Source organism: Bacillus sp. FSL W8-0770, assembly GCF_038008705.1.
Classification (GTDB): domain Bacteria; phylum Bacillota; class Bacilli; order Bacillales; family Bacillaceae_G; genus Bacillus_A; species Bacillus_A cereus.
Genome location: NZ_JBBOZR010000001.1, coordinates 3,120,438 through 3,132,265 on the forward strand (window position 1 = coordinate 3,120,438; position 11,828 = coordinate 3,132,265).

The following is an 11,828-nucleotide window of genomic DNA, read 5'->3' on the forward strand; positions in this document are numbered from 1 at the left end:
GGTTTTACCCTTAATTATGGAAGGACACTCTGTTACACCTGCTTCGGAATATACTAATAATTGTTTTCCGCTTTCTAGCAATCTATCGATTCCATCAGAAGTGATAGGTTACTAGAAAAAGATGATCCATCAGGATGTCGACTAGTTTGATATACCTATTCCAATTGCAATAACTCGTTTAATATTTAAACAAGATAGGAGAATCGTTCATATAGCCTCTTCTCTCGCTTTATGTTTAAAGTGCCTCCAAAAAAGGGATCGTTGCTGTACCCCTTTACATAGTGCGAAATTTTTGTAACTAATTTCTTTCATTCAAGCGACAAACATTATACCGATAACAATAAGTAAGACCCAAGAACTTATTTTACCAATATACGAAAAAAGTAGCAATCTTTTGTCCCATATAAAGAAGCCCATTAGGAGAAATGAACGAGAGATTCATTCTATTCAATTCCTGCATTGATTAATAAAAAAACAAGCCACCCAACTATTGGATGGCTCTATACTATAAAGAGAATTTGTTATTGGATTACTTCAATTTCCCTTCAAAAACAATCTTCCTACCGCACGGTTCAACTACTGTTTTGCCGTCTTTTTTTACTTCATGAAAGATTGGCTCTTCCATACGACGAGACGGAGCGTAGCCTTCTTGTTCCATACGCGCTAAGCAGTCTGTAATTGTTTCATTTTCAAGTACTTCAAATTTCTTTTTATCAGGTTGTTTTGTCATGCCCTAACCTACTTTCTATTTTTCTTGATGCGAATTGATTTTTCATGTAGACCATATATAACATTGCGAGAATTCCCATTATAATCATAACCGCAATAAAAAAGCTTGTATACTGTATTTTTTCTATAAATACGCCGCCTAATACAGGTCCCATAATACTTCCTAAACTAAAAGCGATTCCGGATAATATATTACCTGCTGGTAGTAAGTGTCTCGGTAATAAATCAGTCATAAATCCAAGCCCTAAAGAGAAGCACGATCCAATAACCATACCCGCTAAAAGCATGCAGGCAAAGACGATCCAGTAATATTGATCAAATACGGCGGCAAGTAGAAAAATGCCCGTACTTATGCTAAACGTCCACGTTAATATGCGGTCCCTTCCGTATTTGTCACTTAATATACCGAGCGGAATTTGTGTAATAATACCCCCAACTGCAAATGCTGGTAACAAGAAGGATACATCTGAAACAGACCACCCTTTACGAAGTGCGTATACTGGTAAGTTACTGTTTAACATCGCTTCAAGTACGCCATATGCAAGTGGACCTAGCAATGCAATCCATCCTAATCCAACAACTTGTTTATAACGAGAAAATGATGATTCACTCTTCACTTCTCTTTCATCTTGCGCTGGGAATGCATTTTTTGTTGGAAGTAGTAAAAGCCAACCTATTAGACAAAGTATAGTAGATATAATAAATGGTGTCGCAAGACCGTACTGCACAGTGCTTGCTAAATACGGACCAACGGCAAAACCAATTCCGAAGAATACACCATATATCGATACTTGTCTCCCTATTTTACTTGGGTCTGATGTTGTCGTGATCCACGTTTGTGTTCCGACATGAAGCATATGATCTCCGACTCCAACTAGAAATCTAAGGATAAACCATACCCAAAACGAAAATGTTTGTGTAAAAAAGAATAATGAAATAATAACGAGAAACCCACCTATAACAATAATCGGCTTCATTCCAAACCTTTGCATCGGTTTTTCAAGAAACGGCGAAATGACTAATATCCCAATGTACAATGCCGTCGCATGAATACCATTAATACTTGAACTAACCCCTTCTTGTTCAAAAATCATTGCAATGGCCGGTAAGAGCATTCCTTGTGATAAACCCGAGATTGCTACAATCCCAACCATAATCCAAAAAGTAAAACGCATTGACATCCCTTTCCCTCTCCTTCTCACGCTTCCACTTTTCATTATAAACTGTTTCTGCAAATGCGTGTACGAATATTCGCAATAAAAAACAAGCTAAAAGAATGAATCTTTTAGCTTGTTACCTTATCCTTCCCAAACTTGTGCTTTCACATTGTTATGAAATTGCTTAAAGTATGGATGTTTATAAAAAGCAGTTTCATATAAGTATTGCTGTGTGTTAGCGATTGGTGGCTGCGGATATTGCATTTGTAAAGGAACTACATCTGGCGAAACTTGCATATACAGCGGGTTTATCATCATTTTTGTATATGCGTAATGATTATATGGCGAATAAGCGATGAAAAATGGTTGATGCATTGATAATCTCCCCTTTTACCTACAATGTTATAGTATATGCAATACCTTTCATTTCGGGGATTATTTCTGTTCTAACCAATTCTCTACATGTTTTATAAATACATCTAAACAATCAATAAACGGCGAGTGTCCGCAATCTTCTAATACCTTCAACTCTGCATTTGGCAAATGTTTCGCTAATTCCTCACCGACTACTTGCGGAACGACATAATCTCTATCACCTTGTATGACGAGTGTTGGCGCTTTAATACGATGAATTTGCTTACTTCCCTCTACAACCCCATTATGTTCATCTGAAATATTAAATGTAATGAGCGCATAATTCACATCTACGAAATTACGTTGCGTTAACATATCATCTAAATACTTTTCATAACGGTCCGGTTCAGGTTGGTTATGCGTATATATTAATAGATTCCATACTGTACGGTAATATAGTTTGTTCATATTTTTTATCGCGTCTAATACTGGAGCGATTTGTACTGGATCTTGTGCAATTTCTTCTTTCGTCTTTACTAAACTTGATACAATCGGCTGCCCATTCGTATCTTTTTTAAAGATTGGGTAACCTTTCATTCCTACTGATTCTACTAAAATTAACTTTTCTACAAAAGTTGGGTGATTCGCTGTAAATTGCATCGCAACGCCACCACCCATTGACCAGCCCATTAATGAGAATTTCTCTAGCTTTAACTCGTCGATAAATAATTTTACATCTTCTGCAAAGTCTTGTAATGAATCTATCGATTGATTATACGTTGATTGTCCAAATCCTCTTAAATCAAGAGCGTAAATATGATATTGATTTTGCAATTTTTCAATGACTAAATCCCAATGTTGTGACGATGTCATGTTCCCGTGAATGAGTACAAGAATATCTGTATTTCGCCTTCCAACTTCCTGATATGCAATCGTTTCTCCGTTCGATAGTGAAACAAACTCCATTGTTGCAGGCTTAATCATCACAAGTTCCCCCATTCTATTTAATAGAAAGAAAATTCTTTACTTAATTAAAGAATAGCACGTAGAATGTACGTTCGCAACATAAAACCTATAAGAATTTTTTACATAAATCAACATGTCTATTACTAGACAATTATTATAAAAAAGTATATAGTTAGCTAGGTAACTAATTTGAAAGGATCAAAATACATGGACGAAAAACAACATTTTTTTCACATCGTCAGCCAGACTTCTCGAAAGTTTACGAAGAAATTTAATGAACGTGTATCTCCAACAGGGTTATTTAGTGCGCAATGGGCTGTTATTTTCCGCATTAATCAAACTGGTTCTTGTACGCAAACAGAATTGTGCCAGTATTTAAATGTTGAATCACCAACGATGACTCGTACGTTAACACGTATGGAAACGATGGGATGGATTATTCGTACAGAAGGTAAAGATCGCCGTGAGAAGCTCATTTCTTTATCCGAAACAGCGATAAAGATGATTCCAATATGGCAAGAAGAAGTTGATACTTTCGAAGAAAAAACGCTAGAAGGTATTAACGAGGATGATTTACATCAAGCATTTCAAGTGTTACAACAAATTATTAAAAATTTAGATTAAATTGGAGGGATGACGATGCAAAGTGAGAAACTTTGGACGAAGGATTTCCTCGGAACTTGTTTTAGTAGTCTATTTCTCTTCTTAACATTTTACATGCTTATGACTACTCTGCCTGTCTATGTTATAGACGGCCTAAAAGGAAAACCTGAGGAAATTGGTTTAGTTGCAACTGTGTTTCTTATTTCTTCTGTTTTATGTAGACCATTCACAGGAAAATGGCTCGATGATTTAGGAAGAAAGAAAATATTATTTATTTCACTTTCATTATTTTTAGCCGCTACTGTTATGTATTTCGGTGCGCAAAGCTTATTCTTATTACTTGCCCTTCGCTTCTTGCACGGTATTGGGTTCGGGATGGCAACGACAGCTACTGGTACGATTGTAACTGATGTTGCGCCAGCTCATCGACGAGGCGAAGCGCTTGCATATTTCGGCGTATTTATGAGTCTGCCGATGGTAATTGGTCCTTTTTTAGGTTTAACAATTATTTCTCATTTTTCGTTTACTGTATTATTTATCGTTTGTTCCGTATTTTCATTACTTGCATTTTTATTAGGACTACTTGTAGATATTCCGCACGAAGCACCTGTTAGCAAACAAAAACGTGAAAAAATGAAATGGAAAGACTTAATCGAACCATCTTCTATTCCGATTGCACTTACAGGATTTGTTTTAGCCTTTTCTTATAGTGGTATTTTATCCTTTATTCCTATTTATGCGAAAGAACTCGGTTTAAGTGAAATTGCAAGTTACTTCTTTATTTTATACGCACTTGTTGTTGTCATTTCTCGTCCATTTACAGGAAAGATTTTTGATCGCTTCGGTGAAAATGTACTCGTTTACCCTGCTATCATTATTTTCACAATCGGAATGTTCATATTAAGCCAAGCACAAACTTCATTTTGGTTCCTTGGCGCAGGTATGCTAATCGGTTTAGGTTACGGGACATTAATTCCGAGTTTCCAAACGATTGCGATTTCTGCCGCTCCAAACCATAGACGTGGTTCTGCGACAGCTACGTATTTCTCATTCTTTGATAGTGGTATTGGTTTTGGTTCTTTCATTTTAGGTATTGTCGCAGCGAAATCCAGTTATCATAATATGTATTTTATCGCAGCTATTATCGTTGCGTTCACTTTACTTTTATATTATGGATTACACGGACGAAAACAAAAATTCAAGAAACAACCTACAGACGAAAAAATTTCCGCTTAACGTTAATAAGGAAAGTAAACTTCCCCGTTTACTTTCCTTATTTTGTATTTCTTTCAAGACGAGCGTATACTTATAGTAGAAATAAAAAGGAGGGCCATATATGAAACTAAAAAAATCTCCCCTACTCTTACTTATACTAACATTCATATTTGTAATTACAGGGCTTGGGTTTACTTACTTCAAACAAAATAAAACGACCCCATCAAAACATAATGTGACAAAAGAAAACTGGTTAAATGACCCTTACTTACGTTGGTCGTACACACACATGAAAGAATTCACTTTAGTTAATGACGTAAAAAACAATCCTGACCAAATTGCTCACTTCCCTTCCGCATTGCAAAACTTAGACGATTTTGCTGTGGAGCGTAGATTTGGAAATACAACTCCTCTAAAAAAACTTTTAGATGATAACAAAACAGATGCTTTTGTCGTTGTACATAATGGACAACTTGTTTACGAACGATATTTCAATGGGTATAAACAGAATGAACCTCATGGTATGGCATCATTAGCAAAAGTCTTTACCGGGGCAATTATACAATCTCTCGCTGAAGAGAATCGTATCGATTTAGAGAAAACAGCTGACACTTACATAAAAGAATTAAAAAACACACCGTTCGGTAATGCCACACTTCAGCAATTAATGGACATGCAAGTGTCAGCAGAATACCCGACCCACGGATATGAGCAGCCTGGGCTAGAAAATCAAGATGCACAATTATATTTAGCTAGCAATATTTTACCCCGCGGCAAAAATTACGACGGTCCGATGAAAATTTATGATATGTTACGAGAAGCCGAAGAAACGGCACCGCCTGGTTCTGCCTTTTCTTACAATAACGGATCAACAGAAACGCTCGCTTGGATTATTAGAACTATTACTGGTAAATCACTAGCTGAAAATGTAAGCGAACGAATTTGGTCTCAAATTGGTATGGAAGAAAACGCGTATTACGTTACAGATGAAACAAAAGTAGAACAAGCTAGTGCTGGATTAAATGCAACTGCTAGAGATATGGCGAGATTCGGGCAATTACTATTAAACAACGGGGAATATAACGGAAAACAAATTCTCCCTTCTTCTATTACTAAAGATATAAAAAATGTCCAAGAAGGTGAACTTGCAATTGCCCCTGGAGCTTCCATTTCTTATCATAATCAATGGTGGATTCCGCACAATGAACAAGGTGCTTTCGAAGTGTTAGGTAGTTACGGACAAACACTTTACATCGATCCGAAAACAAATATGGTAATCGTTCATTTCTCTTCTAACGCAACGCCAAGTAATGAAATACATTCGGTTTACTCAAATATGTATATTGATATTGCACATCATTTAGAAAAGCTTCCACAGTAGTGGAAGCTTTTTCATTACAGTACATTATTTACACTACTATACCAATTATCTTTTCGTTATTAGAAAAGATTGAAAAAACAATTACCTAAAATACACCTATCGAAAATTTTATAAGCAGTTTACAATTTTAATTGAGCGTTTAACTTATACATCCACATCTTTTGGAGAATGTATTAAAACACTTCCCTTACAAAGATTGTCTGTTCATATTGGTCGAAAATTTCTTCTATAGATGAAAATAAAGTTTCTTCCGGGATGATGAACTTTATTTTTTGACCATTTTTTAACATGAAGGAAATCGTTCCATTATCATTAAAACCTGTATGAAACGTTCCTCGTTTATTTAATAGTACCTCTTCAATTATATTTATTTCAATTGAAAAGTTATTCTTTAATTGCAAGAGTTCATGTACATCGCCAGTATGTATTTTTACATCTATTTCAGTTTCTAAGTTTAATTGTTTTTTCTCAATTTTTTTGAACCAAAACAAAAACAATAGCTCTGAAATACCAGGTAATTGTTTTTTATAAGCATGTCGGCTATGAAACTGTCCGCCAATCTTTATAAAATATATACAGTCACCTGTAATAAAAACTTTATAATATATATCTGCCGTAAACATTTTAGGCTTTAAAAGATAAAAACTTTTGATCATAATTCCCCCATCAATTTTAAATGTATTTGTATAAACATTTTTAGCTAGATTTGTGCTAAAACATATTTCTCATGTAATGCAACACTATTGTATTGAATCTCCTCTCCCTTTGCAACAGTAGCTTTGAAGCCAGCTAATTACCACTCTGTAAATATCTGAATTTTCTTTACTTTGAAGGTTATCTCCTAAACAACCTCGAATAATTGTAATACATATACATAAGGAGGTTGATCTATTTTGTTTCGTTCCTTTACAAATGGTTGCGTCGCCTTAGTGCAACGCTTCTTGCCAGAACCGTTTATTTTATCATGTTTACTAACTGTTTTCGTTATCTTCTTTGGTATGTTTGCGACTCACCAAACACCTGTAGAAATGATTAATCACTGGGGTAATGGAATTTGGGGACTCCTCGCCTTTTCTATGCAAATGGCACTTGTACTCGTGACTGGATCTGCTTTAGCAAATGCTCCTCTTATTAAAAAAGGATTAACGAAAGCTGCCAGACTACCAAAAACAACTGGACAAGGCATTATTGCCATTTCAATTGTAAGTTTACTCGGTGCATACATAAACTGGGGCTTTGGAATTGTTGTATCTGTTTTATACGCAAAAGAAGTGGCAAGGCAGCTGGACGGATTAGATTATAGACTAGCAATCGCCTCTTCTTACTCTGGATTTCTCATTTGGCATGCCGGTCTTTCTGCCTCTATCCCTCTTACGTTAGCAACAGGCGGTGAAACGTTAATTAAAACGACTGCTGGAAGTATTAAAGAGGCGATTCCAATAACAGAAACGTTATTCTCACCATACGCTCTCGTTCCAGTTATTATTTTTCTCATTACGATGCCTCTCATTAATAAAGCGATGCATCCAGATGAAAAACATACGATTACAGTAGATCCTAGCGTGTTCCATGAAGAAGCTGCTGCTCAAGAAGTAGAAAAAAATACGTTCGCTGAAAAGATGGAAAATAGCATTATTATTACACTTTGCGTTGGATTGTTAGGTCTCATTTATATTTTCAATTACTTTTATACGAAAGGTTTTAACCTTACTCTCGATATCGTGATTTTTATGTTATTAATTGCAGGTCTTATTTTCCACCGTACTCCGATTCAGTATATTCGTGCTTTTTCAGACTCTACGAAAAGTGCTTCTGGCATTTTACTTCAATTTCCGTTTTACGCAGGAATTATGGGCATGATGATTGGAGTAAATAGTGAAGGACTTTCACTTGGAGGAGCTATTTCTAATTTCTTTATTAGCATTTCAAATGAAACGACTTTTCCGCTCTTTACATTTTTAAGTGCTGGCATTGTTAACATTTTCGTTCCATCTGGCGGCGGTCAATGGGCTGTGCAAGCACCAATTATGATTCCAGCTGGCGCTGAACTTGGTGTACCTGCTGCAAAAACAGCAATGGCAATTGCATGGGGCGATGCTTGGACGAATTTAATTCAACCTTTCTGGGCATTACCAGCATTAGCGATAGCTGGTTTAGGTGCTCGTGACATTATGGGATTTTGTGTTGTGAACTTACTATATGCGGGTTTTATTATTAGTCTATGTTTCTTATTTATTTAAACGAAAAGCTAGTTTTATACTAGCTTTTTTACATAATAAATCACTTATTTCCCACGCAATTTATAATCTTCTCCCACTCTGACTCCGTAAGATGTAATGACTCAAATGCAAAAAAATCTTCGCACACTTTTTTAATTAGATGTGGATTTCCCCTCAAAAAATTCCACTGTAATACTTTAGGAAGAAAATGCATTTCATATTCTTTACTTCCCCGTACTACCTCATCAACTTCTCTTTCACAAATTCCTCTTATTAAATAATCATTTCTTAACTCTATTTGAATTTGCTGAAATGTTTCGCTACATTTTTTCAATTGAAGTAAACATGTAACATACTTCCGAAAAAGTTCGCCATCATACTGAACACAGTTTATAATATGATCGACTTCATTCATAATGCACGAGCCTTTTCTTCTATTTGTAATAACCATTTCTCACGCTTTGATACTTTACTCGTTTTCACAGATTGAAACACTGACCGTTTTATATCGCGAATGCCACAAAAACGTAAAACACCTCTCTTCATTATAATCCAATCTACTGATCGATATAACAATGCGACGTACCATAGAGGCGAGTCTAACGTATTAATAACCCACGCTTTTTTCCCTTGCAATAATCCTTTCGGCAGAGCCCCTTCATATTTATAAGCAAATCCAGCTACGAAAATACGATCAATAAAACCTTTTAAAATTGCTGGCATCCCCCACCACCATATTGGATAGATGAATAAAAGTGTATCTGCTTCTTCTACTAACGTTCTATACCGAGCTGTTTCCTCTTCATTTACTAAATCGCGTCTTTTCTTCTCTTCATTAAATACGAGGACTGGATCAAATTGTTCTTTGTATAAATCAAGTACGGTAACTGAATGATTTGTTTCCTGTAGTCCTTTTTGCACATGATTGAAAATTGCCGCGTTAAAACTTGAAGGGTTAGGATGGGCATATATAATTAGTACGTTCACTACAAAACAACTCCCTCTATACGTTAAAGTTTCCCCTTCTTTAATAACTTCTCTACAATTTGTACGTTTTTCGAACTTTGCAACAATCGATTTAATAATATAAGTAACTCTTCTTTTTCTAAATCTTTCAGTTTCTCTTTAACTGCACTCTCACCAGCACCTTGCATATCATAAACAACTGCCGCCATATGTTTACAATAATTTTCATAGGGACACTCACAGTTACTTTCTGAAAAATCTTCGAGATCGATAACTACTTCATAATTCCCTGCATTTCCAGTAACGAAAGCAAACACTTTTTTATCTTGTATTTCAACATCTTCTACATGCCCATCTTCATAATATTCATATCCCTTATCTACAATGTACTTTGGGATCCATTTCGTTATATCTTTTAATAAGTAAGCGTACATAATTGTACCCCTTCCTTTAATTCCCTTTTGACTTCAAAAATCCTGCATGTTATTCTAATTACTGTTAAGTAGCAAGTCTACGTGACAAAACGACTGACACCTATTCGGCGAAGGTGTCTCTTTTCATTTGCAGCCGATATGAATTGCCTCTTTCAGGCACATTCAATTTTTGACACTACACACTCAACACCATTCCCTGTATCAGGCTGCTTTAGCAGTCTTTTACTCTACATACTCCGTTATTTTAAGAAAAAAGAGAGCTTAGCTCCCTTTTCTCGCCTTATACAATACCCCTTTTTCAGCATAGAGATATTCATCAGCTAATGTAATTTTCCCATCCAGTTTTAGTTCGTCTAATAATCTTGATAAATAAAATTGATGCAACATCTTTTTCGTGAATTTTCCTTCATGATGCGAAACGATATGTTCTTGAATATCTAACAATGATATCGGCTTATCTTGCTCTATCATATATTCATAAACTGTACTACGCAGTTTTACGTATTTTTCGAGTGTCACAGTAATGCGCAACCCCTTTCTTCTTAATATAAATTTTCGTAATCGGTTTTTTTGCAATAAAAAAACCTCTCCGATAAGAAGAAGTTACGTATATATCTTCGTCTTATCTCCCAGAACAAATATGTTCTGCTGGAATTAGCACCTGCATCGCGGTTGCTGGGTTTCATCGGGCCAGTCCCTCCACCTCTCTGGATAAGAAAATATTCACTTAATTCTTACTATACGTAATTCCACTTTAATTGTCAAACAAATATAATAAATATAACAAATTATATTTTCTTCCTTACTGTTCATACTACCCATATACGAACATGCAAGGAGGATTATGAAATGCATCAAAATGCTCGCGGATATGTACAAGATTCTTTTCAATCATTACAAGAAGCTAAAAATTGTTTAGAAGAAGCGCTCGAAACAGTTGAAAAAGATTTTAATCGCGCTCGTATTGAACAATCACTTTATGCTGTTGAACAAGCTATTCAACGTTGCGAGTACACCGTTCACATTTTAGAAAAAGATTAAAAACTTCCCATCAATTGATGGGAAGTTTTTTCAAATGGCATACTTCATAATTATTGCCGTTATGATTAAAAAATATACAGAATTAGCAATTTCTAAAATTCCTACTTTTATAATAGAAATTTTTTTGCCATACAACACAATTGCTCGAATGACACTTGGTATAAAAATAAGAGAACACCACGGATTAATCGCAAATACAATTATCGTTAATACGATATGATATCCCCAAGATATAAGACGATACTTCGGATTATTTTTTTCACGAATCATCGTTTTCACATAGAACGTACTACCTAAAAAGTATAAAAATGAAATAAGTGCAATAAATATAGCTGTATGATCGATTTGCTTCATTGAAAAGTAATAACTAATTAACCCACCGATACAAAACACAATAATCGCACAAATATCATTTAATAGTGCTCTTTCATTTTTTTGACGAGCGTAATACATATTCACTATAAATAATGGAATCATTACTATTACGAATAAAAGAATTCGCCACTCATATAATAAAGAAATCGTCCCAAATAGGAACGCAATAATAAAATAAACAATGGCAGCTTGTAAAAACTCTTTTTTTCGTCTTTGCTTTATGTACGTAAGAAATGGATACGTGGCTAAATAGATAAAGAACCACGCTAAAAACAATGGAATATGATAAATAGTAGGTTTCCCAAGTATGACACTTAATAAAAAAGGAATAACAAGCATAGCCCATGCACCATGTTGCTTCGGAATAACTAACTTCATTAACTATACA

15 protein-coding genes and 1 riboswitch are annotated in these 11,828 nt (G+C 35.2%); of the genes, 5 read left to right on the plus strand and 10 right to left on the minus strand.

What is annotated here, in order from left to right; translation table 11 throughout:
- Positions 1–529: 529 nt before the first annotated feature.
- The 4 genes from NST27_RS16050 to phaZ all read right to left on the minus strand — a co-directional run bounded on the left by NST27_RS16050 (position 530) and on the right by phaZ (position 3,224).
- The gene (locus NST27_RS16050) at positions 530–730 is read right to left on the minus strand and encodes an NETI motif-containing protein (protein WP_000166258.1); all 201 of its coding nucleotides are present in this window, start codon (positions 728–730) and stop codon (positions 530–532) included.
- Positions 714–1,910, minus strand: coding sequence for an MFS transporter (locus NST27_RS16055; protein ID WP_000062798.1), 1,197 nt, complete (start codon positions 1,908–1,910; stop codon positions 714–716). The genes NST27_RS16050 and NST27_RS16055 overlap by 17 nt, the downstream gene beginning before the upstream one ends.
- 117 nt (positions 1,911–2,027) lie before the next feature.
- Entirely contained in the window at positions 2,028–2,261 is a 234-nt protein-coding gene (locus NST27_RS16060) for a hypothetical protein (protein WP_047386536.1), read from the minus strand.
- 60 nt (positions 2,262–2,321) lie between these two features.
- Complete coding sequence (gene phaZ, locus NST27_RS16065) at positions 2,322–3,224, minus strand: intracellular short-chain-length polyhydroxyalkanoate depolymerase (protein ID WP_000594888.1); 903 nt, start codon at positions 3,222–3,224, stop codon at positions 2,322–2,324.
- A 189-nt stretch (positions 3,225–3,413) separates the two neighbouring features.
- On the opposite strand from phaZ, the gene NST27_RS16070 reads away from it, so the two are divergent.
- The 3 genes from NST27_RS16070 to NST27_RS16080 all read left to right on the plus strand — a co-directional run bounded on the left by NST27_RS16070 (position 3,414) and on the right by NST27_RS16080 (position 6,405).
- A complete protein-coding gene (locus NST27_RS16070) occupies positions 3,414–3,830 on the plus strand; it encodes a MarR family winged helix-turn-helix transcriptional regulator (RefSeq protein ID WP_000343675.1) in 417 nt (138 codons plus the stop codon).
- Positions 3,831–3,845: 15 nt separating this feature from the next.
- Positions 3,846–5,045: an MFS transporter gene (locus NST27_RS16075; protein ID WP_001190317.1), complete on the plus strand. Its 1,200-nt coding sequence runs from the start codon at positions 3,846–3,848 to the stop codon at positions 5,043–5,045.
- A 100-nt stretch (positions 5,046–5,145) separates the two neighbouring features.
- Entirely contained in the window at positions 5,146–6,405 is a 1,260-nt protein-coding gene (locus tag NST27_RS16080; protein WP_000768741.1) for a serine hydrolase domain-containing protein, read from the plus strand.
- Positions 6,406–6,578: 173 nt separating this feature from the next.
- On the opposite strand, the gene NST27_RS16085 is transcribed toward NST27_RS16080, so the two are convergent.
- Positions 6,579–7,061, minus strand: coding sequence for a hypothetical protein (locus tag NST27_RS16085; RefSeq protein WP_000597308.1), 483 nt, complete (start codon positions 7,059–7,061; stop codon positions 6,579–6,581).
- 237 nt (positions 7,062–7,298) lie between these two features.
- Here NST27_RS16085 and NST27_RS16090 point away from each other — a divergent pair, with 237 nt between their 5' ends.
- Positions 7,299–8,645 (plus strand): short-chain fatty acid transporter, encoded by a 1,347-nt coding sequence (locus NST27_RS16090; RefSeq protein WP_000490031.1) that lies wholly within the window; start codon positions 7,299–7,301, stop codon positions 8,643–8,645.
- Positions 8,646–8,685: 40 nt separating this feature from the next.
- On the opposite strand, the gene NST27_RS16095 is transcribed toward NST27_RS16090, so the two are convergent.
- The 4 genes from NST27_RS16095 to NST27_RS16110 all read right to left on the minus strand — a co-directional run bounded on the left by NST27_RS16095 (position 8,686) and on the right by NST27_RS16110 (position 10,543).
- A complete protein-coding gene (locus NST27_RS16095) occupies positions 8,686–9,039 on the minus strand; it encodes a hypothetical protein (protein WP_047386544.1) in 354 nt (117 codons plus the stop codon).
- The gene (locus tag NST27_RS16100; protein WP_001101573.1) at positions 9,036–9,611 is read right to left on the minus strand and encodes an NAD(P)H-dependent oxidoreductase; all 576 of its coding nucleotides are present in this window, start codon (positions 9,609–9,611) and stop codon (positions 9,036–9,038) included. Before NST27_RS16100 ends, NST27_RS16095 begins: the two co-directional genes overlap by 4 nt.
- Positions 9,612–9,634: 23 nt before the next feature.
- Positions 9,635–10,024, minus strand: coding sequence for an SWIM zinc finger family protein (locus NST27_RS16105; protein WP_000271527.1), 390 nt, complete (start codon positions 10,022–10,024; stop codon positions 9,635–9,637).
- Positions 10,025–10,285: 261 nt separating this feature from the next.
- Positions 10,286–10,543 (minus strand): hypothetical protein, encoded by a 258-nt coding sequence (locus NST27_RS16110; RefSeq protein ID WP_000171476.1) that lies wholly within the window; start codon positions 10,541–10,543, stop codon positions 10,286–10,288.
- 100 nt (positions 10,544–10,643) lie between these two features.
- Positions 10,644–10,742, minus strand: a riboswitch (SAM riboswitch).
- A gap of 131 nt (positions 10,743–10,873) precedes the next feature.
- Between NST27_RS16110 and NST27_RS16115 the strand changes: the two genes are divergently transcribed.
- Complete coding sequence (locus NST27_RS16115) at positions 10,874–11,065, plus strand: hypothetical protein (RefSeq protein WP_000554032.1); 192 nt, start codon at positions 10,874–10,876, stop codon at positions 11,063–11,065.
- A gap of 30 nt (positions 11,066–11,095) precedes the next feature.
- Here NST27_RS16115 and NST27_RS16120 read toward each other — a convergent pair whose 3' ends face one another.
- Positions 11,096–11,818: a YwiC-like family protein gene (locus tag NST27_RS16120; RefSeq protein WP_000779976.1), complete on the minus strand. Its 723-nt coding sequence runs from the start codon at positions 11,816–11,818 to the stop codon at positions 11,096–11,098.
- Between the last annotated feature and the right edge of the window lie 10 nt (positions 11,819–11,828).

What these genes read in the sequence shown, in the direction of transcription:
- NST27_RS16050 (WP_000166258.1), bottom strand. Translation starts at nt 730, where the DNA reads ATGACAAAACAACCTGATAAAAAGAAATTTGAAGTACTTGAAAATGAA.
- NST27_RS16115 (WP_000554032.1), top strand. Translation starts at nt 10,874, where the DNA reads ATGCATCAAAATGCTCGCGGATATGTACAAGATTCTTTTCAATCATTA.
- NST27_RS16085 (WP_000597308.1), bottom strand. Translation starts at nt 7,061, where the DNA reads ATGATCAAAAGTTTTTATCTTTTAAAGCCTAAAATGTTTACGGCAGAT.
- phaZ (WP_000594888.1), bottom strand. Translation starts at nt 3,224, where the DNA reads ATGATTAAGCCTGCAACAATGGAGTTTGTTTCACTATCGAACGGAGAA.
- NST27_RS16080 (WP_000768741.1), top strand. Translation starts at nt 5,146, where the DNA reads ATGAAACTAAAAAAATCTCCCCTACTCTTACTTATACTAACATTCATA.
- NST27_RS16070 (WP_000343675.1), top strand. Translation starts at nt 3,414, where the DNA reads ATGGACGAAAAACAACATTTTTTTCACATCGTCAGCCAGACTTCTCGA.
- NST27_RS16060 (WP_047386536.1), bottom strand. Translation starts at nt 2,261, where the DNA reads ATGCATCAACCATTTTTCATCGCTTATTCGCCATATAATCATTACGCA.
- NST27_RS16095 (WP_047386544.1), bottom strand. Translation starts at nt 9,039, where the DNA reads ATGAATGAAGTCGATCATATTATAAACTGTGTTCAGTATGATGGCGAA.
- NST27_RS16120 (WP_000779976.1), bottom strand. Translation starts at nt 11,818, where the DNA reads ATGAAGTTAGTTATTCCGAAGCAACATGGTGCATGGGCTATGCTTGTT.
- NST27_RS16105 (WP_000271527.1), bottom strand. Translation starts at nt 10,024, where the DNA reads ATGTACGCTTACTTATTAAAAGATATAACGAAATGGATCCCAAAGTAC.
- NST27_RS16055 (WP_000062798.1), bottom strand. Translation starts at nt 1,910, where the DNA reads ATGTCAATGCGTTTTACTTTTTGGATTATGGTTGGGATTGTAGCAATC.
- NST27_RS16075 (WP_001190317.1), top strand. Translation starts at nt 3,846, where the DNA reads ATGCAAAGTGAGAAACTTTGGACGAAGGATTTCCTCGGAACTTGTTTT.